The sequence below is a fragment of the Nocardia sp. NPDC058640 genome (genome assembly GCF_042716995.1).
GTDB lineage: Bacteria > Actinomycetota > Actinomycetes > Mycobacteriales > Mycobacteriaceae > Nocardia.
In genome coordinates this window covers 1-22,846 of record NZ_JBHXRG010000043.1, presented here as the reverse complement: position 1 = coordinate 22,846, position 22,846 = coordinate 1, and the positions used below count along the sequence as shown (strand labels likewise).

Sequence of the window (22,846 nt, the reverse complement as noted above, 5' to 3'; positions counted from 1 at the left end):
GCCCAGCCGCGACGATCCTTGAGGCATCTAGTTTGCGGCTGGGCGAATTTGGGTGTTGACCTGGTAACCATCGGTGAATCTTGACGTCACCCAGCGGCAGCGGCTTTGGCTTGGGCGGTGCGGGCAAGCCGGTAGGAATCGGTGCCGGTTTCGATGATGTGACCGCCGAAGGTGAGTCGGTCGACGATCGCGGCGCAAAGCCTGGGATCGGTGAAGGTTTTGGTCCAGCCGGAGAACGACTCGTTGGACGCGATTGCGACGGAGTTCTTCTCCTCGCGTTCGGTCAACACCTGGAACAGCAGTTCCGCGCCGCGGCGGTCGAGTTCCATGTAGCCGAGCTCGTCGATGCAGAGAAGATCGACGCGCCCGTAGCGGGCGATCGTCTTCGTGAGTTGTTTGTCGTCAGCGGCCTCGACGAGCTCGTTGACCAGCTTCGTGGCCAGCGTGTATTTCACGCGGTGACCTTGCATGGCGGCTTCGGTTCCCAACGCGATGAGCAGGTGGGATTTGCCCGTGCCGGAGTCACCAATCAAACAGAGCGGGAACCCCTTCTTGATCCATTCGCCGTTGGCCAAGGTATGGATCGTCGCGGGGTCGACGTTGGGGTTAGCTTCGAAATCGAACGCGCGCAACGACTTGTCGCGCGGAAACCCCGCAGCGCGGATGCGGCGTTCGCTGCGCCGTCGGGCGCGGTCATCGCATTCGGCGAGCAATAGTTCGGCCAAGAATGCCCGGTAGGTCATCTGCTCACGGGTCGCGCCTTCGGCGATCTCGTTGAACTGAGCCCGGATGGTAGGGAGGCGTAGCATTCGGCAGGCTTGGTCGACGGCTGCGTCTGCGGCTTGATCGGTCATGCCGTGGCGGCGTGGTGCGGTGATGCTCATGCTGTGGTGCTCCCTTTCGTCGTGGACGGAGTTCGGCGAAGCAACTGGTCATAGGCCGCGACCGAGGGCAGCGGCCGCCGATCCGGAGGGAGCGCGGCCAGGCGGCGCCGCGTCAGCGAGGAGACCGGACCCGGCTCGTCGAGCTCGACGACCGCGGGTTCGGAAGCTGCGGATTCACCGATCTTGCGGGCTTCCAACGCGACCGCGTCCGCGGTAAGTGCCCCGGCCTGTAGCGCGGCCGCGAGGCCGGCGACGACGTGGTCGTGGGGCAGATATCGGTGTAGCAGAAGCACTTCGATCAACGCTCGGGTGCCGTCTCGTTCGCCGTGGGAATGGCGGGCCGCTGACCACCAGGCTTCGTGGACCGGGGTGAACTTGCCCGCGGCGCGGGCCTGTTCGAGCGCAGTAGCGCCCGGCAGAGCACCGGGTTTGCGCAGTAGTCCTTCGAGGTAGTGGTCCAGGTCCAGGCGTGTCTGCGCTTTGGCGGGCAGTCGTTCGTGGCGGGCGGCGACGGTGCGGCCGTCGAAGACGATGAGGTGGCTGGCGTGCAACAACACTCGGACCTGGCGGCCGATCAACCGGACCGGCACCGAATAGTGGTTGGTGCGGACGGTGATCTGAGAACTTGTCGACCCGCGGGGTGAACCAACGCCCGGTCTCGGGTGGTTCATCGGGAAGTGGTTTGAGCAGAGGTTTCTCGGCGGCGAGAAGTTCGCCGATGGTGCGGGGTCGGGCGCCGATGCGGCGCTGTTCGTCGGCGATGTCCCAGGCGTCGACCAGTTCGTTGAGCTCGTCGATCGACTCGACTTCGGGAATGGGGACAAAGTGGTTTCTGCGGAACCACCCGATCTGGCCCTCGACGCCACCCTTCTCGTGGGCGCCCTCGATCCCAGGTCGGCAGTAGAACGCGTCGAAGTCGTAGTGAGACCGGAACGCGGTCCAACGGTCGGATTCCTCACGCAGCCGGGCGAATCCGATCACCCGGGCGACCGCGGCGCGCAGGTTGTCGTAGCGGATTTTGCCGAACGGCACCCCACCCAACACGTTGAAGGCGTGGACGTGTCCTTCGAAGAACGCTTCCTGACCAGCGGAGAGGAAACAGCGGTGAACGGCCTTGCCCGAAAACGACATCCGCAACGCGAACAAACACACCACCACCAGCTCGCCGCGTAGCCGGACCGTCACGTCGCCGAAGTCGACCTCGGCTTCTTCTGCGGGGCGGTGGGTTTGGCGGATAAAGACCTCCGCCGGGCCTTTGTCTTGCTCGACACGGACCTGCGGTTTTCGCTCGGCGACATAGTCACGCAGCGTCTGGTAGGCGACGTCGTCCATGCCGTGTTCGTCGAGCAGCCGGGCATACAGGCGTTTGATCGTGTGACGCTGTTTGCGTGGTGCCCGCAGATCCGACCGCAGGACCTCGTCGATGAACGGCTTGAACGGATCGAGCTTGGAGCCCCGCGTCGGATACTTCCTGCGCTCGTTCGGCCAAGCGGCGTTCGTCGCGGCTTGCACTGTGCGCCAGCCGACCCCGTACTTCGTTTGCAACGCCCGACCCGACATGCCCGCTCGTGCGTCACGTCGGATAGCGGCGTAGAGCTCGACCTTCGTCTGACGAGGCAACGGCGACTCCCTCCAACGCGTGTATGGGGCGAAGCACACGCATCTTTGCACCGCAATCAAGATCACGACGTCAAAATTCGCCGATACGAACATCTTCGGGCTCGGGGCGACGTCAGGATCTACCGATCGGTGACGTCACAGATCACCGATAGAACCATCCGCGGCGACGACCGCTACCTCTACACCCGCCGCGGCGAAGACATCCACATCGACCCGTGCACTGATGCGGCATATTCGAAGCTCTCGACGAGTTCGAGCGGCGTTATTCACGGCTGCGGATCGAGCGGCCCGACGACTTCACGGTGCTACCCGAGGAATGCGGGCGCGGCGTCTACAACCTGAAACTGGTGCCGTCGAGCCCGGACGACCGCCACCCGTACTCGGCTCGTGCCGGAGGAGCTGGACCGCACTGGGCTATACGAGATACATCGGTGGTAGGAAGTTGTTAGGGCGTTGGCTGGTCAGAAGTTGTCGTAGTGATCCGGCGGAATGCGTGTCGGTCGCTCCAACGAGCTCGATAACTCGGCGGATGGTGAGAGCGTCGACACCGCGGGCTGCCGCATCGGTGGTATATCGGTCGATTTCGTCGATGACTTCTGCGGTCGGTACCCGAGGGGCGGGGCGCTTGACCAGCCGGTTCCGTTCGATATCGACATCGCTGTAGCCACGCTGGTCCCGCAACAGCTGTTCGATCTGTTCCAAGCTGGTTGTAGAGCGCAGGAGCGCGGCGAGAGTGCTTGCGGCGAGATTCTCGGCGTCCAGTTTGTGGACATGTGTGGCGGAGCCGGTGAGGTGAACGACGGTGTGCCGCTGGGTTTCTACCGTGCCGCGCCATCCGTCAGCAGCAGCGGCCAGGAGTCCGTTAGCTTCCGATGGGTGCCAGGACCAGATCGGCTTGAACTCGGCCACATCCGCAGGTGTCAAGATCGCGAGCTGGTGCCCGCCGAGGCTCTCGAGTCGGGCGTCCACCTCGCTCGCGGACAGCTCGCCGTCGAGGCCGACGCCCGCGACCAGAACATGTGTGGAGAGCCCCGACATCACCGCGGCGGCCAATGCCGCTGAGTCCGCGAGTGGGCTCCGGAGCCCAGGCTCGTGACCCGCAGCGACGATATCTCCGCCGACATCGACGACGACCACTTCCGCTGCGTCGAATGCTGCGGCAGCGTTCCTGATTTGGTCGGCGAGCCCGCACACTCCCGCGTCGATATCCATCAGAAGGACCGGTAGGTCGAGGTGGCGAGTGAGGCGGGGGAGCGTGGATTGGCCTCCCGTCCGCAGACCGGCGGTGGGAGTGACTTCGTAGACTCCGCCGCGATCGACCAGGCCGTCGAAGTCTGAGGCGCTTCGTGGGCCAGGGGTCGGGTCGATGATCAGTCGGTCCCAGGAGTAGCTCATGATCGCCGCGATGTGTCGGTCCGGCATTTTCTGGGCGAGCACGGCTGCGGTGACCGCGTCGCCGCCTCCGCCTGCGGCGATCGCGATTGCCGTCATTGTTGCGTGGTCGACCTATCTGTAACCCGTATACTGGCTAGTGGCATATGGTACTCAACGAAGGATGCGGGTTGCCCGAAATCGAAGAAGTCTTGCCGAAGTACCTGCAGATCGCTGGGTACCTGCGCGATCAGATCGTACGCGGGGACCTTCCTCCTGGTGCTGAGGTTCCTTCCGAGCGTGAACTGGCCGCGACGTGGCGGGTGGCGCGTCCGACTGCGACGAAAGCGTTGCAGGCGTTGCGGCAGCAGGGTTTTGTCGAGGCTCGTCGGGGTGCTGGCACCTTCGTCCGGGATGTGAATCCTGCGGCTCCGCGGGCGCGTGAGCGGTATGAGCGGGCTGCGGCGATGGGCACGATGTACTCCGATGTCGAGCATGTCGCGTTCCCGTTCGTCGGTGTCGTGGAGTCGCCGGCTTATGTCGCCGCCCAATTGGGGCTTGGCGAGGGCGAGCGAGTTGTGAAGCGGCAGCGTGTGATCAGCAACGAAGCCACCGGCCCGACTGAGCTCTCGACGAGCTGGTTCCCCGCCGCCACGGCTGAGGTTGCACCGAAACTGCTGGTGGCCGAGCGGCTTCGCGGTGGCACCGTCCCTCATCTCGTGGAGGTGCTCGGTTTGCGTGGTGCCTTCGCTCGTGACCAGGTGTCTGCACGTTTGGCTGATGGCGACGAGCGGCTGGCGCTTGGTCTGCCGAATCCGTCTGCTGTGCTGGTCTATTGGCTCGTTGTCTTCGACTCCGACGGCACTGCGGTGGAGTTCGACGAGGCCGTGTATCCGCAAGAGCGATGGGCATTCCGGCAGGACTACCCGATCACCGTCTAATTCCTGGCCGATCTGCCGGAATCTTTCCAGGTTCGCCAAACTGGACTATGCCACTAGGTGATTTAGTGGCATAGTCCAGTTGTGCAATCCTTCCGTACGCCGGTGGGAGAGAAGAGGGGTCAGGTGCCAAACGTGCATGCCTGACGCGAACCGGCGATCGGGTGGAGGGCTCGACGGAACGTCCAGTCGACGACACCAGGGGTGATGAGCATGCAGCTCGCATCACGTCCAGGGCCGCAACCTCTGCGGATCCCGGCGACCGAAACAGCAATGGACCGCTGCCTGCACTACCGGCAGAAGCTGGGGCTCCCGGCGGTGATCGCGCCCGGAACCGAACGAATCATCGTGCACTGCCTCGACGGTCGAATAGGGGCGGTCATCGCACCGGCCGCATTGTGCACCTCGGCAACCGAACAGCTGGGCACCGGTCTGGTCATCACCCATCCCCGGTCGTCAAGAATGACATTCCTGACCAAACCCGGCCCTCACCCCGACATCGAACCCCTCAGCCGAACGCTGCTGCTCTGCAACATCGCTGTCGATACGACCTGGGTGGTCTTGCCCTCGCCGTTCGATGAGCAGTACGGCTACCGGCGGTGGGTAGCGCCGCCGAGCAGCGGGACCTTGCTTCCGATGTTGACAGTGCTCGGGGCGATCCTCGCAGGTCACCGATGAACGCCCCGGTGTTCGCCTACTATCGACGCCCCTTGGTGCGCAACAGAATTCAGGCAGTCGAAACCTGGATCTCCGATATCGCGGCGCGGTACGGATGTGACGACCTCACCGGTCGGACGTTCGTCGAGTTCGAGTCACCGATTCGCCTGCTGTGGTCGCTGGGGGAGTTCCTGGACCAGCGGATCGACGCGAATATCGCCGAACAGGTGCGTGACCTCGCGCGCGATCATGGATACGACTACGACCGAATGCATTCCTACCCGATGCCCGCTCCCGCGCTGTGGCAATTGATCGGAGCGCTCGAATCGGCTGGTGGTGGAATCGTGTTGATCCCGTCGCTGCATCACCTCGCCGATCTTGAAGTACCGGAAACCGCGATACTGCAACATTTTTCGAGGAATCTGAACACACGTGTGGTCTGGATCGATCCTGCGGTTGGGACTGCCCGGCAGCCGTGCGCAGAGAATCGTCCGGGTCCCGGCGGTTCGCTGACTGGAGTGCTCGGTGAGTTCCGGGTCAGCCCGTTCTGCGCTGCTGTGAAAATGGCGCGCTTCTACTGCGAGGAGTGCTTGACCCGATCTGGGCTCGCGGTTTTGGCGGACACGATCGACGAGTTGATGCTAGCGATCGTCGGCCCGGCCGAGCGGCGGTGGAGCGGCAACGCCGACATGCTCGACGAGCAGCTTGTGGTGCGGTTGATTCGACCGGCAGAGTCGGCCGTCTTGGTTGTCGAGGTGGCCGAGACTCGTGAGCACGGAGATGCGCCTTTGGACTCTGCGCTACGGCGAATCTGCGCCTCGGGTGCTATGGTTCGCCGCCAAATCCCTTCGGTTGGCGGGACATTGACGCGGTACGAGGTACCGATGCCAGGCTCGGTGAGCCGCTGATGTGGGAGCTTGCGCTGCCTATTGCGCCCTGCCTGGGCGTCTTGCTGTGGTGCCTGCGCGGTTCGCGTTGGACCGCTGAGTTCACCCGCCCGAGCCCCCGGACTGGACGCAAATCAGAAGCGGGTGGGAAGTAGCGTCAGCGAGCCACCACCCGCTCATTGCACGGAGCAGGCCCCGGTTCGAACAGGTCGTGGAAATCGGCGCGCAGGAGTAGCCCATTGACGATTACGCGCTTGCTGGTGGTGACTGGAAGTGTTCGGTCCATCTCGCGCCATCCCACCAGCGTGTGCCGCCGCCCTCGGGATGGTTGTACCAACCAGGTGGGGGTTTCGAAGACGTCGGCGGCGTGATGAACGTGACTGGTGCCGGTCGTGGATCGCCGAGGGGATAGAGGGCACGAAAGATCAAGAATATCCCGAACCCGAACAGGCCGATGATCGCTAGAAGAGTGAGCCCGCCAGGGCTCAAGCCTTCGCGTGCGCCGAGCCAGGCGATGAAAGCCAGGATGAGCAGTGCTGCCCAGGCGGGGTTGCGCTTCCGGTTCGTGATCCCAGTCGGCAACTGCGTAGGCGTTTGGTGTGGTGGTTGCGGTGCGGTCATGGATCCCCCCCTGTGGCGGGTGAGCTGGCGAGGGGGACAGCTTTAGGTCTCGGGGTTAGCCAGATATCCGATGTCCGGATACTGCTACCTGGACGCAGTCCGGCAGCGGCACAGCCACACTCGGTAGCCGCTGCCAGACATTCGCGATGCACCCTCGAGCGGATTGCCATTGGGCCCTGGCGGGGCGCGGTTTACGCCGATGCGGCGTCGTAAGCTGCGACGACTTCGGCGGAGATCCTGCCGCGGCTGGACACGTTGTGGCCGTTCTCGCCTGCCCACGCCCGGATGGCGGCGAGGTCATCGCGACGAGCAGACGTGCCCGTGGTCGGCGTCACGGACGATCGACGGCTGGTGGTCTTGGCGCGACCGATCCGGCGGGCGTAGGGCAGCCACTGGTCGAAGGATTCGCGCAGCTTGGCCGCGTTGGTGTCGGACAGGTCGATTTCGTAAGCCGCGCCGTCGATTTCGAAGTTGACGGTATCTTCGGCGATCGAGGTGCCGTCGAAATCGTCGATAAGGGTGACAACAACCTTGCGCGCCATGGTGATGGGTCCTGTTCGTTTGTGTTCGGAAATGCCTGATAGCAATCGTAATTGCTCTTCGGCCCTGGGGCGAAATGGTCGACTTCTGCTTGTTCCCATAGTGGGGTGACCGAAACTCACGCAGCACGCTTCTTGGGTGTGATTTTCCGAGGGGCGGCCTTCCAGCCTTCGGAACCGAGGAATAGCACCACATTGGATCGGGATGGCGTCTTGAGTTGTTCGCCCTGCATCGAGCCCACGGAGTCCACAGGGCGCTGGAGGACGATGACGTCTTCGTGGGCGATGAGGTGGAACGGTAGGCCTGCGCTGCGTTGTTTGCCGATGAAGTCGCGTTGGAAGAAGGAGCTGCGGGCGATGAGGTCGCCGTCGGCGAGGCGGCCGAGCAGGGCGACGCAGCGTTCGACGGGGACGAGTCCGGCGAGGGTGCCGCAGGTGATGATGTAGGCGGGGAGGTTGACGAGTTCGGCGTGTTGTCGCCAGGGGCGGGCGGTGATGACGATGTGTCCGCCGGGGCGCAGGTAGGTGGCGGCTTCGGTGAGGATTCGGGTGAAGCCGGAGAGTAGGCGGTTGAGGCCGACGTTGGCGAGGTTGCCGCGGTCGAGGACGGCACCGTAGCGGTGGTTGCGTTTGTGGACGCCTTTGCCAGGGGCCGTGGTGACGTGTCCGTGGGTGGAGTCGCCGTAGGGCGGTGAGGTGATAACGAGATCGACGGTGCCTCTGTAGGTTTCGGGGAGAACTGTGGAGAGTTTGCGGGCGTCGCCGGTGAATACCTCGGCGTCGTGGTCGATTCCGGCCGCGCGGGCGAGGTTGATGTTGGTGCGGGCGACGGTGGCCCAGCGTTGTTCGTATTCGACGCCGAGGGCTCGGCGACCGGCGTGGAGGGCTTCGACGATGGTGGTGCCGATGCCGCACATCGGGTCCAGGACGAGGTCGCCGGGGCGGGTGTAGTGGGTGATGGCGTGGGCGGCGATGGCGGGCAGCATTTTCGCCGGGTGGGCGGTGCTGTCGGGGTGGTAGCGCCCGGCGCGTTGTCGGGCGGGCGCGGATTGGGCGGTGGCCCATACAGAGACCGCGGGTGCACCGGCGTTGTCGCTGGAGCCGAACGGACTGGCGTGCTTGGGGGATGTGCTCATAGACGGCAGCTCTTTCAGACTGGGCGCGGCGACGACCACGCTGGCGGATCGAAGTGTCAGGCGGTGGTACGGGGCTGTAGGAAAACGAGGACATCGACGTGCACATTTCGGTGCCGAGGTGCGCTGGTGGACTGCTTGCGGACGCATCGGGGCGGGCCCGTGATGGTGTCGTCGGTGATCGGGACGGCGACTATGTGCCCGAGGTAGAGCAGGTCGGCGTTCTGTCCGGCGGCGACGACGGGGCCGGTCGGGTCGATGAGAGTGCCGTCGCTGGTGTGGGTGCAGCGGGTGAGCACGACGAGTACGCCGCCTTCGGCGAGTTCGTCGGCGGCCAGTGCCGCGAGCTGGGTGGCCGCTCCCGCGGGGTCATGGTGGTGGGGCAGCATGCTGGCAAGGAGTAGATCGACTGTGCCCTGATGGTCCGGCTTGCGCTTGAGCTTGGCGATAGCGGCATTCGGCCGGTCGGTACTTGAGGGGACCACGGATAGCTGTCGGCGTGTGGTCGCCGGTTGAACGAGCCGGATGCGGTCGCCGGGGCGGGTGAATTCTAGGACTGCTCGTTTGATGATCGGCTCCGGCCAGGAATCGCTGGCGTCGAGCGGCTGAGTCCCGGTGGCCCAGATGGTGGAGGGGATCTCGGCCCGATTCAGACGGGCGCCCGAACCGGTTGTGCGGTGGGGTGGAGTGGGGTCGGACTGGGATCGCGGCATGGCGGGGAGTCCTGTCTGTCGAGCGAGAAGTCGGCAACCAGCACTCCGCCGCAGACTTTTCTTTTCGACAGCCGACCCCTGTGCCGCCCTCGGAATTCCCGCGAGAAATAGCCCTGTGTCCGTGAGCCCACGCACCTGACCGGAGCCGATGCGGCCGGGCGAATCAAAGTTTCTTCAAACGGATTCGGTGGCAGTGATTCTCGATCGGTGGATCACGCAACCGGACGGACACCACAGCGCCACCAAATATACACAGACGCAGGTAGAAGCCGGTTTCGCGTCTCTGGTGTCGAGTGGGGCTTCGGTGCTGATCGAAAGGCGGCATTCGGTATCTGGTGTCGTCGCGGAAGTCGCTTGGTGGCTTCTCGGTGGCTTTTTGGTGTCTCCGATTTTGTGTCCTGGATCGACCGGAATTCGTTTCCCTCGATCCCAGGAGTCGATCACATGAATACACGCGGAGAGTCGTCACGGCCCGGCAAGGGTTCGCGGTCGGAATCGGTGTTGCAGGTGGTGCGGTCGGAGTTCGACCGGCTCGGCGAACAGCCGGTTCGCCTGCCCGCGGCTGCGATGGCCGGGTTGCCGGAACCGCCGGGATCCTGGCGCGGGTTGCGGGAGTTCCTGCTGGATCCGGCGTTGCCGATGGTTGCCGTCGATGCGGTGTGGGTGGCGTTGGTGAACGAGTCCCGCACGTGCGGTGGGGACATGACCATCGTCTGCGCGGGTACCGCGTTGCCGATGTTGATCAATGTCGCTGCTCGCCTCTCACGTCCGTGGCGCGGTGACCACCGAGACATCGACGCTGCGGTCTTGGCCGGGTTTCTCGCCGAGTTGGCGCGCATCGATTTGGGACGCCGCCACGTGCTGCACAGGTTGCGGTGGGCGGCCTATCGCGGCGGGTTGAGCTGGATCGAGAAGGAACGCGACGCACCGACCCCACACGAAGACATAGGGGAATCGACCCCGGCTCGCCCTGCGCTGTCCAGTACACCGGGACATCCAGAGCTGGTGATGGCCGAGGCCGTCGCTGAGGGTGTGATCACCGTGTTCGCGGCGGAGCTGATCGCAGCCACCCGGCTTCAGCGGTGCTCGCTCACCGGGGTCGCCGCGGCCCGCGCGGATTCCTATGCGCGGCTGCATCAGATCCGCTACCGCGCCGAACGCAAGCTCGTCGCCTGGCTGCGGGCTCGTGCGGCCGAGTCGAGCGACTCCGACATCAGCGCCGACGGACCTCACGCACTGCGTGTGGTCTCCGATCCCAGCGGTGCTCGGTCTGTCGGGACGGTGTCGAACCTGATCCGCAATCGCGGAGTCCCTGATTGCGGGCGCGCATCCGATGCTCCCGCACCACCGACCTTCCAGGAGCGACGATGCGCATAAACACATTCCCGGTCCGAAACCTCCCCAACCAGCCGAACCCGGTGACCTCGGGTCGGGACCGATCCGGGCACCGACGGTTGCCGCGATTGCTGCTGTTGATCGTGGCCACGGTTTTCGCGCTGGTGTGGGTTGCCGGTTCGGCTGCGGCGCAACCGGATTCGGTGCTGGCGGTGGCGGGATCGTTCGAAGAGGTGCTCAACAACCTGCGGAACTGGTTGGTCGGGATCCTCGCCGCGCTCGCGACGGTGTGCTTGACCATCGGTGGCGTGCGGTACCTGGTCGGTGCCGGCGATCCGAGCGAGATCGAGAAGGCCAAGCTCGCGTTGAAAGGCGCGGCGATCGGTTACGGCCTGGCCGTGCTCGCTCCGGTTGTGGTCGAGGTCCTGAAGTCGATCGTCGGGGGCTGACTCATGACCGCGCCCCGCCTCACCGCGCGTAGAGCGCGGTCGCCATACCGGCCACCGCCCGGCCCGGTGTCGGCTGTGGTGGCGATCGTCGCGATGGTGGCGATGCTGTGGTGCGGCACCGCGATCGGCCTCGCCGATCCCGCCACCCCCACCGCACCGACTCCACCGGTGGTCACCACACCGGCTCAGCCGACACCAACACCCGCAACTACGGCACCGGGGACGCCGACGCCGACGGTCACCCCGGCGCCGAGCAGCGCCCCTTCGGATGACCCCGCGGACCAGACCGGGGACGGTGACTCGGAGTGCGGTGTCACCGATATCGAGGGCTGCGTCGCGAACGCGGTGGACGGCTTCTTCCTCCGCGTGGTCGATTCCGCGCTCAACCCGCTTCTGGAACTTCTCGGTGAGACGTTTCTGGCGACACCAGAGCCGAGCGACTTGCCTCGGGTGGGAGAGTTGTGGAATTCGTCCTGGCAGTTGGTGCTCGCCATTTACGGGCTGCTGGTCATGGTCGCCGGGATCTTGTTGATGCTGCGCGAGACCTTGCAAACCCGATGGTCGCTGCAAGAGCTACTGCCTCGCCTGATTGTCGGGCTGATCGCGGGAGCCATGAGCATGCTGATCGCGACCCAGGCCATCTCGTTTGCCAACGGACTCGCCATGGCCCTGGCCGGTGACGGTGTCGATACCGATTCCGCGGCAGCGGCATTGAAGGAACTCGCGACCATTCCCGCTGGCGGACAGGCATCGAGCATCTTCGTCATCTTGCTGCTGCTCGCGCTGATCCACGTGATGATCATCCTGGCTATCACCTACGTGGTGCGGGTGATGGTCACGATCGTGCTCGTCGTCGCTGCCCCGTTGGCGTTGATGTGCCACGCGCTGCCCGGACTCGACGGGATCGCGCGGTGGTGGTGGCGAGCGTTCGCCGCGTGCCTGGCGATCCAAGTCGTCCAGTCCCTGGTGCTCGTCACCGCGCTGCGCGTGTTCCTGAGCCCCGGCGGCTGGGAGTTCTTCGGGCCCAATAAGGAGGGGTACGTCAACCTGATCATCGCCTTGGCGTTGATGGGTGTGCTGATCAAGGTCCCGTTCTGGCTGCTCTCGGCCATGAAGATCAGCAACGGACGCTCGCTGCCCAATACGCTGCTGCGCGGCTACATCTCCTACAAGACCTTCGGCCTGATCAAGGGCGCGAAGAAGGCACCGGCGGCGAGCACCGCGCGCAACGCCGCCGGCGGATCTACTCCCCGCCAACAGGCCCGAGCACCGCGCCCGACACCGGACCCCTACAGCCGGACGCGTTCCACCAGCGACGGACAGCTGATGCTGCCCCTCGAAGGCGTGCGGCGCGCCAAGCCTAAACCGCCACCACCGCAACGCATCACACCTGCGTGGGCGGTGCCAGCGGCCACACCACGCGGCGAGCAGATGATGCTCCCACTACCGCAATGGCACGGCGTGGACCTCGGTCCGCAACCTCGCGTCGGTCGCGACGGCCAATACCGGCTGCCGATCAATGCCGCGAAAGTGCCGAGAAAGACACCACCGCCGGTCTCGACCACACCGCCGCCCTCGGCAACCCGAGCGCGCGTCACGTCCGCACCGACACCGTCGCCGTCTTCGGTAACCCGAGCGCGCATCACATCGGCACCGACACCGTCGCCGCGTCGGCAGGGTCGCCAGTTGGCGTTCGATTTCCGCACTCCGGACCCGGATCCGTACGCGGGCATTCAACCGCTGCGCGATGGCCAATATCCCTTGCCGATCCCGGTCCGCCGCGCGCGACCGCCGACACCTGAGCCGCCGCGACCAGCCGGACCCGCGACTCCGCCCGGTCCGCTGCCGTCACCGCCGAGTCCACGAGGGAGCGCACCGACACCACGGTCGCCGCGTCCGCCTGGTCGACAACTACATCTTCCGTTGCCTGACCTGCCCATCAAGCGTCGCAACCGGCGCACCCCGCCGCCGTCTGGAGACACACGATGACCACTCGTATCCCTGCCGATGTCGATCGCCCCGACAGGCTCGTCGGTCCGTTCACCGCCCGCCAACTCGCCATCCTCGCCGCTTTGGCCGCGGTGATGTATCTGGTGTGGACCGCCACCCGAAGTGTGATCCCGGCACCGGTCTTCGTCGCCTTCGCCACTCCGCTCGGGACCGCTGTCGCGGTGACCGCGTTGACCACACGCCACGGCCTGTCCGGTGACCAACTGCTCCTCGCCGCGATCCGACACCGAACCCGACCCCGGCACCTGGTGTCGGCACCGGAAGGGATCGGAAAAGTTCCACGCTGGCTCACTGCCCGAGCCACCGGCAAGCGCCCCGACCCGCGCGCCCTGTCCTCGGAGGCGGTAGCGCTGCCCGAGACCGTGAGCCCTGGTGGTGACGGGATCGGCGTGATCGACCTCGGCGCGGACGGGCTGGCGATCATCGCCGCGGCCGGCACCGTCAACCTCGCCTTGCACACTCCCGAAGAACAAGACAGCCTCGTCGCCCAACTCGGCCGCTGGCTGCATTCACTGTCCCAACCGGTGCAGATCCTGCTCCGCTCGACCCGCCTGGACCTGACCGGGCACATCAACGGCCTGCGCACCGCCGCCGAAGTCATGTCACCCGAACTCGCCACCGCCGCAACCGACCACGCCGACCACCTGGCGGGCATGGCACGCGACGAACTACTGCTGCGCCGCCAAGTGCTGCTGGTGTGGCGCGAAACCCTCGACCTACCCACCGGATCCGGTCCGAGCTTGACGGGCCCGTCCTCGACCGCGATCGCGAGCTGGCTGCTCGGCGGCCGTCGCCGCGCCCGCCGCCAACTCTCCGATGCTGCCCGGCGCGCGGCCGAGTCACGGTTGCAGCGGCGGGTTAGTGAGGCCACCGATCTACTTGCTCCCCTTGGCATCACCGTCACCGCACTCGACCATGACCAGGCCACCTCGATCCTGACCAGCGCCACTCACCCCGGCAGCCTCCTCCCCGACACTGCCGACACCGACGAACGTCACCGTGACGAAGGCGTTCAGATCGGTGATGCCGAGACCTCCACGAACCGGGTGTTCGGTCGCCGGGGGCGGACCGGCGGACGGGCTGGTTTCGCGCCGGAGTCGTTGACGATCGGGGCCCGGCATCTCGAGGTCGGCGCGGGATGGGTAGCGACACTGGCGATCACCGGATTCCCCCGCGAGGTCGGACCGGCATGGCTGGCACCGTTACTGTCGCACCCGGGTCGCCTCGACGTCGCCGTGCACATCGAGCCGGTCGACGCCGTCACCGCCGCCGCCCGCCTGCGCAAACAGCTCGCGCGCCTGGAGTCCTCCCGCAGCACCGACTTCGGGAACGGCCGGCTGGCCGATCAACAGGTCGAGGTCGCCGTCGAGGACGCGACCGATCTGTCCTCCCGTATCGCCCGCGGTCAAGGCCGCCTGTTCCGCACCGGCGTCTACGTGACCGTCCACGCCGATTCCGAAGCAGAGCTCGCAGACGAAGTCGCCGCCGTGCGAGCGCTGGCGGCGAGCCTGCTGATCGACACCTGCCCGCTCACCTACCGCGCCACCCAAGGCTGGACCTCGACCCTTCCTCTGGGCATCGACCCGGTCAAGGTGCGCCGCACCTTCGACACCGACGCGCTCGCAGCGGCGTTCCCGTTCAACTCCCCACAACTGCCCGCCGCCGACCCCGTCGCGAACCGCCCAGCTGGAGTGCTGCTCGGCCGCGATGCCGCCGGCGGGCTGATGTTCTGGGACCGCTTCGCCCCAGAAGTGCACAACCACAACGCGATCGTGCTCGGCGTCTCCGGCTCCGGCAAGTCCTACCTACTCAAAGCCGAACTCCTGCGCTCGCTGCATCGGGGGATCGAGAACATCGTCATCGATCCCGAAGACGAATACCGCCGCCTGTCCGACGCGGTCGGGGGCACCTACGTTCACCTCGGCGCGAAAGGTGTCCGACTCAACCCGTTCGACCTGGAAATCCACATCCACCCCGACGGTCACCGCGCCGCACCCGCCGACGCCTTCACCCGCCGGAAACTGTTCGCCCACACCGTCATCGCCGTCATTCTCGGACCGCAGACTCCGACACAGCGCGCGCTGCTCGACACCGCGTTGACCGCCGCGTACTCCAGTGTCGGCATCACCGACGACCCCGTGACCTGGGGCAACCCGGCACCGACAATGAGCATCCTGCGCGAGCAACTCCTCGCCCTCGACAGCGCGGTCGGTGCCGACATCGCCGCCGCGCTTGCGCCTTACACCGGAACCGGTGCGTTCGCCGGACTGATCGACGGGCCCACCACCACCGTCCCTGATGGCGGGCTGGTGGTGCTCTCGTTGCGGGAACTGCCCGAGGAGCTCAAGACCATCGGCACGCTCCTGGCACTGGATGTCACCGCACGCCGAGTCGCCAACCCCGCGACCCGCCGCCCCCGGCAAGTGACCGTCGACGAGGCCTGGTTGCTGATGCGTCAACCAATCGGCGCGGAGTTCCTGCTCAAGGCCGCGAAGTCGTTCAGAAAGAGCTGGGCGGGACTGACCGTGGCCACCCAGGACTGCGCCGACGTCCTGTCCACCGACATCGGCAAAGCGATCGTCGCGAACTCGGCCACCCAGATCCTGCTGCGCCAAGCATCCCAAGCCATCGACGAGGTCGCGGGCGCATTCAAACTCTCCGACGGCGAACGCACCATGCTGCTCACCGCCGGACGCGGCGTCGGCCTGCTGTCGACAGGCACCCATCGGGCCGCCTTTGCCACCCTGGCCTCCGCGGTCGAGAACGATCTGATCACCAGTGACCCCAACGAGATCGCCGCCACCGACGCGGGTGTCGACGAGAACGACTATGTCTCCTTGTCCGACAACATCATTGACGATGGTCCCGACGGTGAGGACGTGTACATCGACCTGCGGGACGCGGCCTGATGATCATCTCCCTCGCCACCTCTGACCCGGCTGACAGTCCAGTCGGTCGCCTCCTCATCGACCCCGCACAGCTCGGCAGTGTTGTGTCCGACCTGGCCACGGGGATCGGGGCATCGAGGCCCGCCACGCTGATCGCGGGAGCAGTCGTCGCGGTGGTGCTCGCGATTGTCCGGGTGATCGGACGGGCCCGTCGCCGGCGGATGGCTGCGGGTGCGCGACTGGTGAGGGTGCTATCACCGCCGGTGGTCGATGCCAAAGGGGCACTGGCGTTATGGGCACACCTGATCGGGTTGCTGCGCCCGGCCTGGAAACGCACCGTGTTCGGGCAACCCCATTTGGGATTCGAATACGCCATCACCCCCGAGACCGGTGTCTCGATCCAGATCTGGGTGCCCTCCTCGGTTCCGCCGGGTCTCATCGAGCGCGCCGTTGCCTCGGCCTGGCCCGGTGCCCGCACCGACACCACCCCCGCCCGTCCACCACTACCCGAACCGGAAACCAGCACCCGGCGGATCCTGGCCGGGGGAGAGCTACGGCTGGGCCGCCGCGAAACCCTGCCGATCCGCACCGAACCCCTCGGCGGCGATCCCGTCCGCGACCTCATCCTCGCCGCCGACGGCCTCGAAACCGGACAAGCCGCCTGCGTGCAGATCCTCGCCCGCCAAGCCACCGGCCGCCGCGTCCGTCGCACCGAAAACCACAGTGGGGGACACGGGCTCGTCCTCGGAGCGGTGACCGACCTGCTCGATGTCTTCACGCCCCGGCGGCTCGGTCGGTCCACACGTACCGGCCCCCGGCGCGACACCGGACGGCCTCGCGATCGTCAGACATCGTTGGAGTACACCGCAGCCACCCGCGCCAGCGCCAACAAAGCACGAGGTGGGCACTGGGACACCGTCATTCGCTACGCCGCCACCATCACCCTCCCTGCCGACCCCGACCCCGATCAAGCACGCCAGGCTCGCGCCATCGCGCGAGGACGAGCCCACGGTCTGGCCACGGTATTCGGCGCGGTCACCGACCTCAACTACTACAAGCGCCGCCGTCGCCTGCGCCTGTCGAAAGCGTTGGCCGAACGCCGTTTCCGACGCGGAGACCTGCTCTCGATCCCCGAACTGGCGACTATCGCCCACCTCCCGTACGACCCGGATCTACCCGGAATCGACCGGGCCGGAGCGCGCGCCCTGGCACCCACCGTCACTGTCCCGACCTCCGGTGAACACACCAAACCCCTCGGCCTCGCAGACTCGGGCAACCGACGTCCGGTCGCGTTGCACGTCGCCGACGCCCGCCATCACCTCCATGTCCTCGGCGCGACCGGCACCGGCAAATCCACCCTGCTGGCCCAACTGATCCTCGACGACGCCGAAGCCGGGCGAGGAGTAGTCGTCATCGATCCCAAAGGTGACCTCGTGGCCGATGTCCTGGACCGCCTACCCGCCCACTGCACCGACAAGGTCGTCCTCTTCGACGCCGACGCCCGCACCCCACCACCGTGCGTGAATCCCCTCGACACCGACCTCGCCCGGATCGACCTGGCGGTAGACAACCTGGTCACCATCTTTCGCCGCATCTACGCCCGCCACTGGGGCCCTCGCACCGACGATGTCCTGCGAGCGAGCCTGCTCACCCTGTGCACCCAACCCGGTGTCAGCACCCTCGCCGACCTCGCCCGACTCCTCACCGAAGCCCCCTACCGAGCCCGCATCACCACCGGCGTCACCGATCCGGTGCTCCGAGGGTTCTGGGACTCCTTCGAAGCGCTATCCGACGCCGGCCGCGGCGAGGTCATCGCACCCCTGCTCAACAAACTGAGACCACTGTTGTTGCGCCCCTTCGTCAAAGCCGCCGTCGCCGCCGGCCGGTCCACCGTCGACCTCGCCGAGGTCCTCGACCACGGCGGAATCTGTTTGGTCCGCATCCCGAAAGGCTCTCTCGGCGAGGAAACAACCCGGCTGATGGGATCGCTGCTGGTCGCCCGCACCTGGCAGACCATCGCCGCCCGCGCCAGCACCGCCGCCACGCAGCGCGCCGACGCGAGCCTCGTCCTCGACGAAGCACACAACTTCCTGAACCTGTCGACCCCGGTGGAAGACATGCTCGCCGAAGCCCGCGGCCTACGCCTCTCACTCGTGTTGGCTCACCAAAACCTCGGCCAGCTACCCCGCGAACTACGCGACGGGATCTCGGCGAACGCCCGCTCGAAAATCATCTTCACCGCATCCCCCGAAGACGCCCACGACCTCGCCCGCCACACCAGCCCATGGCTGTCCGAACACGACCTGACCCACCTCGACGTCTTCCACGCAGCGGCCCGCGTGCTCGTGTCCGGACAACAGGCACCACCGTTCACCTTCACCACCGAGGCACTACCGCCGCCGACACCAGGACGAGCCCGCACCATCCGGGCTGCAGCCCTCCGCAGCACCGCTGTTCCGACACCGGTCGACGACATCGAAGCCGAGCCCAAACCCGTGCTCGACATCGCACCGAGGCCACCCGGACACGACCCACGCCGATAGCCAAGCCCGGATCCTGCGCGGCCCCAACAGCTTCCACACCACTATCCGCAATTTCTGTGCTCGCTCCGAAAGGTGGTATTCCCGATGACCGGCAAACCATTGCGGCAGAAGGACTACCGTGCCGCCAGGCGCAGCACACCGGAATCGACCGCCCCCGCCGCGCTGGCCGCACGACTGACCGCCCGCGACCGGTGGTTGCTCCGGATGCTCTATGAGCACCAGGTCCTCACCAGTCATCAAATCGCCGCCCTGGGCTTCACCTCGCGTCGGGTAACCCGACGGCGCCTGCTCACACTCTTCCGATACGGAGTGATCAGCCGCTTCACCCCCTACCGCACCTCGGGCACCCACCCCACCCACTACGTCCTCGCCACCGCCGGCGCCCAAGTACTGGCCGCCGAGGAAGGCCTCGACCTCAAAGAACTCCGATGGCGCGCCGACCGCGCGATCGGAATATCCCTCGGTATCCATCTCGCCCACACCGTCGGCGTCGCCGACTGGTTCACCGCCCTCGCCACCACAGCCCGCCAACGCCGCGACCAGACCCTGGGCCAATGGTGGTCCCAAACCCGCTGCCAACGCCTCTGGGGCGACCTCGTCCGCCCCGACGCCTACGGCCGGTGGAGCGTCGGCGACACCACGATCGAGTTCTTCCTCGAATACGACCTCGGCACCGAAAACCTCGGCCAACTCACCCGCAAACTCCACGGCTACTCCGAACTCGCCGAATCCACCGCCATCACCACCCCGCTCCTGATCTGGCTACCCACAACTCGCCGAGAAACCAACGCACGCAGGGCCTTACATGAAATCTGGCGCTCGCTCGACAACCCCGCCGCAGTACCGATCGCCACCGCCGCGGCCGACTTCGACAACCCCGAACCACATCAACCCGGCCCAGCTGGTCGAGTGTGGCTTCCGCTGGACTCCGAACCCGGAACCGGTCGAGTGCACCTGCACCAGCTCACGCGCCGCTGGCCCCGCCTCACGCCACCAACGGTGCCGACCGCAGACGCCGAGCCCGGCGATGCGCCGCTCGCGAGGCAGACCATTCTGGCCGCGCCAACACCAGTTCCACCGGCCGAGGCTGGTGAACAGTGATGCTGACCAAAGCCCTCGGCGCCAGCGCAGCGGCCTTCGTCTTCTGCACCGTCATCATCGCCACGGTCGTCGCCACCGCCATCACCTTCGACCGCAGCGCGACGATCACCGCACCCGCTCCGGGAACAGGAACCGCACCGAGCACCGAAGCAGTACAAGACATTCCGGAGAACATGCTCGCGCTCTACCGAGCAGCCCCCGCAGCATGCCCAGGTCTGGACTGGTCCGTGCTCGCCGCGATCGGCAAGATCGAAACCGACCACGGCCGCTCACCACTACCCGGCGTCAGCACCGGCGAGAACTTCGCCGGGGCCGGCGGCCCGATGCAATTCCTCGCACCGACCTTCGACTCCGTCGTCGCCCGACACCCACTCCCGGCCGGCGGCGCGGATCCGCCCTCGCGCTACAACCCCAGCGACGCTATCTACGCCGCCGCCCACTACCTGTGCGACTCCGGCGCGCCCAATGACATGTACGCCGCGATTTACGCCTACAACCACGCCGACTGGTACGTCCGCGACGTCCTGGACCAAGCAGCCCGCTACAGCACCCCCGCCCAAACCGGCACCGGCACCTGCACCGAATTCCAAACAACCAACCCCGCCGCGGCGACCGTGATCGCCTTCGCCTGCGCCCAACTCGGACAACCGTACGTGTGGGGCGGCAACGGCCCCGACGCCAGCGGCGGCTGGGACTGCTCCGGGCTCACCAAATCCGCCTGGGCGACAGCCGGTGTCACGCTGCCCCGCCTGGCCCACGACCAGTACTTCGCTGGAACGCCCGTGTCCGAGACCCAACTACAGCCCGGAGACCTGGTGTTCTACGGCACCGACGCTGATCTCCATCACGTCGGCCTGTATCTGGGGGCCGGAAAAATGATCAACGCACCCACGTTCAACGTGCCCGTCCAGATCGAGGACTACCGGTATCCCGGCGATGACTTCTTCGGCGCGAGCCGACCAGTTCCGCCCAGCTCGGAAACTTCGAATGACCCGAAACTGTGATGTTACAGACGGATTCGTGGAGATGCCATGAACTCGCCGCCCGGAAGGAGCAAGGAGAATGAAACCACATCGAACGGTGAGTGCGCTCGTGGACTTCTCCTACAGACCGACCGGAAGCGGTCGAATCGTCCACCGCATCGAACAGATCGAGATCCCCCTCTCCCGAACCAGAGAATGTAACCACCACGACAGCGTCTGCCCGAACTGCACCCCGAAATGGCAGAAAGATTGCCTGTTCACCGAGCCATTCCCCTGGTCCGACGACGCATCTGATCCACCCAGACCATGAACACCGCCACCAAAACCACCACGAGAAGAATGGCAATCCAACACGCATTCGAATTCTTCTCCCGCACAGCATTTTCCCTGTTCGCGGGCGTATTGGGATTCATCGCCGGGATCGTTTCCTACCGGCCGCTTGACATTGGCCGGTGTATCGAGCGTCCATAGATGTGGAACCCGACCGGAAACCAATTCCGAACGGCGACCGTCCCGGCCGGGACATGACAACCATCCCATCCTTTCCGCTGAGGAGCAGTCATGTCCACCATCACCGAAAACGCGCGCAGCACAACCGAAGACAACCTCTGGGCCACCTTGAACGCCACCGAAACTCCAACCACCGCCGCCGAACTGGCCACAGCCGCCGGAATCGGCGCATCCACCGCCCGCAAGATCCTCGCCCGCTGGGGCACCGAAGGCAGCGTCACCCGCCACGAGGGTGATGACAACCCCCGCGCCGCCGTCCGCTGGAGCATCACGCCAGACACCACGACCGCGCCGTCGAACGCCGCGCCAGAACCCGGCGACTCGAAAGATGAGGCAGCAGAGCAGGAACCGGTGGTCGCCGCCGAACCGGCAGAGCCCGACCCCACTCCCGTGTCCGAAGAAGTGCCGGGTGTTGACGCCGAACCGGCAGAGGCACCCGCGCCCGAACCCGCCGCCGATGACAAGCCCACCCACCTGCCATCGGGCGGGTTGCGAGGAATGGTCGAGGACCACCTGCGCGACCACCCCAGCGAATCGTTCAGCCCACACCAAATCGGCAAAGCCCTCGGCCGATCCAGCGGCGCGGTCCACAACGCCCTAGTCAAACTCACCGACACTGGCATCGCGACCAGGACCTGCGAGGCACCCAAGAAGTTCGCACTGGCCGAGCGGGAGCATCACACGCCGGAATCACCGGTCGGGCCCGCCGTACAGCCCTGACCCCGCGTCGAAACCCATGCAATCGCGTAGTGCAGCCCCGGCTGTACTACGCGATTGCCGTTATTGAATCGAGCGGGGAAGAATCCAATAGATGTCATGCGCAAGACGAAGGTGCACGGCGACACCGGTGCCATCAAACCCCGGCGTCGATTTAAGCGGAACCGCCTACGTGTGCCCGCAACTTCGGACAGCGACGACTCTCCTGGGCCGAGCGCTGATCCTTGAGCCAGCGCCGAAAGCTGGGAAATCGACTACGACGTCCAATATATCTACATCGCATATGATAGATTGGTCTCTGGCGGAATGGCTTCGTCGTGTCGGGTGCCTATTCGGATGGCGAAATCCCCGACGTACCTACCGGTGTAAAGGTGAGCAAAATGGCATTGAGCCGTGTCGCGCGCAAGTTCGCGGATGAAATCAGGAATCACGACTGGTCGGATGCGCCCTTCCGGGTCGACCGTGCAGGGCATCGTCGCGAGTCTGACGTAGTGAAGTCGTCAAGGACTTCCCAACTTGAGCTCCAACAGACCGACTTTGTCCGTATGAATGTCATGTGGGTTGTCGGTCAGGTTCTGTGGAGCGAGGATCCGAATTTTCAGCCTTACGAGTTCGCCGACGCCTGCGGTGTGGACATCTACGCGAAATCCGGCCGACTTAACGGAGGTATTGAAATGGGTTTCCGTCGTGATGCCGAGGGTCGTGCCTGCTCTCCGGCAGAAGGGCCCGGTCAGCCTTCTTCGGCGTAGGTGACCGACACGCGAGTGGGTTCGGCTTTGATTCTGGAGTGGGTCCACGCAAGAGGCGTGGCACCTCGCTGCCAGTAGCGCCTACCGTTCTCGCGTCGAGGCTGAATGACCGACGATGGGAAAATTCCTATCAGCGAGGTTGACGGCGGCGCAGCGTGAGTTCCGAGGTCCCGGTCGTGCCAGTTATAACTGGCACTG

Annotated in this window: 19 protein-coding genes and 1 pseudogene; 13 read left to right on the top strand and 7 right to left on the bottom strand. The window is 65.7% G+C overall.

The window, feature by feature from the left end; genetic code table 11:
- Positions 1–86 precede the first annotated feature (86 nt).
- The 3 genes and pseudogenes from istB to ACFWU5_RS27175 form a co-directional block, all read right to left on the bottom strand.
- Positions 87–884, bottom strand: a complete 798-nt coding sequence (gene istB / locus ACFWU5_RS27185) for an IS21-like element helper ATPase IstB (RefSeq protein WP_379269698.1) — start codon at positions 882–884, stop codon at positions 87–89.
- Positions 881–2,444: pseudogene (gene istA / locus ACFWU5_RS27180) on the bottom strand (IS21 family transposase). Before istA ends, istB begins: the two are co-directional and overlap by 4 nt.
- Before the next feature lie 474 nt (positions 2,445–2,918).
- Positions 2,919–3,926 carry a DUF1152 domain-containing protein gene (locus ACFWU5_RS27175; protein WP_379269720.1) on the bottom strand — a complete coding sequence of 336 codons (1,008 nt, stop codon included), beginning with the start codon at positions 3,924–3,926 and terminating at the stop codon, positions 2,919–2,921.
- Here ACFWU5_RS27175 and ACFWU5_RS27170 point away from each other — a divergent pair.
- From ACFWU5_RS27170 to ACFWU5_RS27155, 4 genes are all read left to right on the top strand, one after another.
- Positions 3,898–4,020: a hypothetical protein gene (locus ACFWU5_RS27170; RefSeq protein WP_379269721.1), complete on the top strand. Its 123-nt coding sequence runs from the start codon at positions 3,898–3,900 to the stop codon at positions 4,018–4,020. The two genes, ACFWU5_RS27175 and ACFWU5_RS27170, sit on opposite strands and share 29 nt — an antisense overlap.
- 46 nt (positions 4,021–4,066) lie before the next feature.
- Positions 4,067–4,816 (top strand): GntR family transcriptional regulator, encoded by a 750-nt coding sequence (locus ACFWU5_RS27165; protein WP_379269697.1) that lies wholly within the window; start codon positions 4,067–4,069, stop codon positions 4,814–4,816.
- Positions 4,817–5,020: 204 nt separating this feature from the next.
- Positions 5,021–5,491: a hypothetical protein gene (locus ACFWU5_RS27160; protein WP_379269696.1), complete on the top strand. Its 471-nt coding sequence runs from the start codon at positions 5,021–5,023 to the stop codon at positions 5,489–5,491.
- A complete protein-coding gene (locus tag ACFWU5_RS27155; protein WP_379269694.1) occupies positions 5,488–6,378 on the top strand; it encodes a hypothetical protein in 891 nt (296 codons plus the stop codon). The genes ACFWU5_RS27160 and ACFWU5_RS27155 overlap by 4 nt, the downstream gene beginning before the upstream one ends.
- A 225-nt stretch (positions 6,379–6,603) precedes the next feature.
- On the opposite strand, the gene ACFWU5_RS27150 is transcribed toward ACFWU5_RS27155, so the two are convergent.
- The 4 genes from ACFWU5_RS27150 to ACFWU5_RS27135 form a co-directional block, all read right to left on the bottom strand.
- Positions 6,604–6,978, bottom strand: coding sequence for a DUF2510 domain-containing protein (locus ACFWU5_RS27150; protein ID WP_379269692.1), 375 nt, complete (start codon positions 6,976–6,978; stop codon positions 6,604–6,606).
- A gap of 191 nt (positions 6,979–7,169) precedes the next feature.
- Positions 7,170–7,520, bottom strand: a complete 351-nt coding sequence (locus ACFWU5_RS27145) for an Lsr2 family protein (protein WP_379269690.1) — start codon at positions 7,518–7,520, stop codon at positions 7,170–7,172.
- A 116-nt stretch (positions 7,521–7,636) separates the two neighbouring features.
- Positions 7,637–8,653: a TRM11 family SAM-dependent methyltransferase gene (locus ACFWU5_RS27140; protein ID WP_379269688.1), complete on the bottom strand. Its 1,017-nt coding sequence runs from the start codon at positions 8,651–8,653 to the stop codon at positions 7,637–7,639.
- A 56-nt stretch (positions 8,654–8,709) separates the two neighbouring features.
- Complete coding sequence (locus tag ACFWU5_RS27135; protein WP_379269686.1) at positions 8,710–9,363, bottom strand: hypothetical protein; 654 nt, start codon at positions 9,361–9,363, stop codon at positions 8,710–8,712.
- 444 nt (positions 9,364–9,807) lie between these two features.
- Between ACFWU5_RS27135 and ACFWU5_RS27130 the strand changes: the two genes are divergently transcribed.
- The 9 genes from ACFWU5_RS27130 to ACFWU5_RS27090 all read left to right on the top strand — a co-directional run bounded on the left by ACFWU5_RS27130 (position 9,808) and on the right by ACFWU5_RS27090 (position 22,648).
- Positions 9,808–10,740: a hypothetical protein gene (locus ACFWU5_RS27130; protein ID WP_379269685.1), complete on the top strand. Its 933-nt coding sequence runs from the start codon at positions 9,808–9,810 to the stop codon at positions 10,738–10,740.
- A complete protein-coding gene (locus tag ACFWU5_RS27125; RefSeq protein WP_379237076.1) occupies positions 10,731–11,147 on the top strand; it encodes a pilin in 417 nt (138 codons plus the stop codon). The genes ACFWU5_RS27130 and ACFWU5_RS27125 overlap by 10 nt, the downstream gene beginning before the upstream one ends.
- Positions 11,148–11,150: 3 nt before the next feature.
- Positions 11,151–13,136 (top strand): hypothetical protein, encoded by a 1,986-nt coding sequence (locus ACFWU5_RS27120; RefSeq protein WP_379269683.1) that lies wholly within the window; start codon positions 11,151–11,153, stop codon positions 13,134–13,136.
- Entirely contained in the window at positions 13,133–16,066 is a 2,934-nt protein-coding gene (locus ACFWU5_RS27115; protein WP_379269682.1) for a PrgI family mobile element protein, read from the top strand. The genes ACFWU5_RS27120 and ACFWU5_RS27115 overlap by 4 nt, the downstream gene beginning before the upstream one ends.
- Positions 16,066–18,588: a type IV secretory system conjugative DNA transfer family protein gene (locus ACFWU5_RS27110; RefSeq protein WP_379269680.1), complete on the top strand. Its 2,523-nt coding sequence runs from the start codon at positions 16,066–16,068 to the stop codon at positions 18,586–18,588. Before ACFWU5_RS27115 ends, ACFWU5_RS27110 begins: the two co-directional genes overlap by 1 nt.
- A gap of 84 nt (positions 18,589–18,672) precedes the next feature.
- Entirely contained in the window at positions 18,673–19,689 is a 1,017-nt protein-coding gene (locus tag ACFWU5_RS27105; RefSeq protein ID WP_379269679.1) for a replication-relaxation family protein, read from the top strand.
- Positions 19,689–20,693, top strand: coding sequence for an NlpC/P60 family protein (locus ACFWU5_RS27100; protein ID WP_379269678.1), 1,005 nt, complete (start codon positions 19,689–19,691; stop codon positions 20,691–20,693). The genes ACFWU5_RS27105 and ACFWU5_RS27100 overlap by 1 nt, the downstream gene beginning before the upstream one ends.
- Before the next feature lie 540 nt (positions 20,694–21,233).
- Positions 21,234–21,902: a hypothetical protein gene (locus ACFWU5_RS27095; RefSeq protein WP_379269677.1), complete on the top strand. Its 669-nt coding sequence runs from the start codon at positions 21,234–21,236 to the stop codon at positions 21,900–21,902.
- Positions 21,903–22,279: 377 nt separating this feature from the next.
- On the top strand, positions 22,280–22,648 hold the full coding sequence (locus ACFWU5_RS27090; RefSeq protein ID WP_379269675.1) for a hypothetical protein: 369 nt from the start codon (positions 22,280–22,282) through the stop codon (positions 22,646–22,648).
- Positions 22,649–22,846: the final 198 nt, after the last annotated feature.

Coding starts and splice junctions, on each gene's coding strand:
- istB (WP_379269698.1), bottom strand. CDS start 884: ATGAGCATCACCGCACCACGCCGCCACGGCATGACCGATCAAGCCGCA.
- ACFWU5_RS27170 (WP_379269721.1), top strand. CDS start 3,898: ATGATCGCCGCGATGTGTCGGTCCGGCATTTTCTGGGCGAGCACGGCT.
- ACFWU5_RS27175 (WP_379269720.1), bottom strand. CDS start 3,926: ATGCCGGACCGACACATCGCGGCGATCATGAGCTACTCCTGGGACCGA.
- ACFWU5_RS27160 (WP_379269696.1), top strand. CDS start 5,021: ATGAGCATGCAGCTCGCATCACGTCCAGGGCCGCAACCTCTGCGGATC.
- ACFWU5_RS27155 (WP_379269694.1), top strand. CDS start 5,488: ATGAACGCCCCGGTGTTCGCCTACTATCGACGCCCCTTGGTGCGCAAC.
- ACFWU5_RS27150 (WP_379269692.1), bottom strand. CDS start 6,978: ATGACCGCACCGCAACCACCACACCAAACGCCTACGCAGTTGCCGACT.
- ACFWU5_RS27145 (WP_379269690.1), bottom strand. CDS start 7,520: ATGGCGCGCAAGGTTGTTGTCACCCTTATCGACGATTTCGACGGCACC.
- ACFWU5_RS27140 (WP_379269688.1), bottom strand. CDS start 8,653: ATGAGCACATCCCCCAAGCACGCCAGTCCGTTCGGCTCCAGCGACAAC.
- ACFWU5_RS27135 (WP_379269686.1), bottom strand. CDS start 9,363: ATGCCGCGATCCCAGTCCGACCCCACTCCACCCCACCGCACAACCGGT.
- ACFWU5_RS27130 (WP_379269685.1), top strand. CDS start 9,808: ATGAATACACGCGGAGAGTCGTCACGGCCCGGCAAGGGTTCGCGGTCG.
- ACFWU5_RS27125 (WP_379237076.1), top strand. CDS start 10,731: ATGCGCATAAACACATTCCCGGTCCGAAACCTCCCCAACCAGCCGAAC.
- ACFWU5_RS27120 (WP_379269683.1), top strand. CDS start 11,151: ATGACCGCGCCCCGCCTCACCGCGCGTAGAGCGCGGTCGCCATACCGG.
- ACFWU5_RS27115 (WP_379269682.1), top strand. CDS start 13,133: ATGACCACTCGTATCCCTGCCGATGTCGATCGCCCCGACAGGCTCGTC.
- ACFWU5_RS27110 (WP_379269680.1), top strand. CDS start 16,066: ATGATCATCTCCCTCGCCACCTCTGACCCGGCTGACAGTCCAGTCGGT.
- ACFWU5_RS27105 (WP_379269679.1), top strand. CDS start 18,673: ATGACCGGCAAACCATTGCGGCAGAAGGACTACCGTGCCGCCAGGCGC.
- ACFWU5_RS27100 (WP_379269678.1), top strand. CDS start 19,689: ATGCTGACCAAAGCCCTCGGCGCCAGCGCAGCGGCCTTCGTCTTCTGC.
- ACFWU5_RS27095 (WP_379269677.1), top strand. CDS start 21,234: ATGTCCACCATCACCGAAAACGCGCGCAGCACAACCGAAGACAACCTC.
- ACFWU5_RS27090 (WP_379269675.1), top strand. CDS start 22,280: ATGGCATTGAGCCGTGTCGCGCGCAAGTTCGCGGATGAAATCAGGAAT.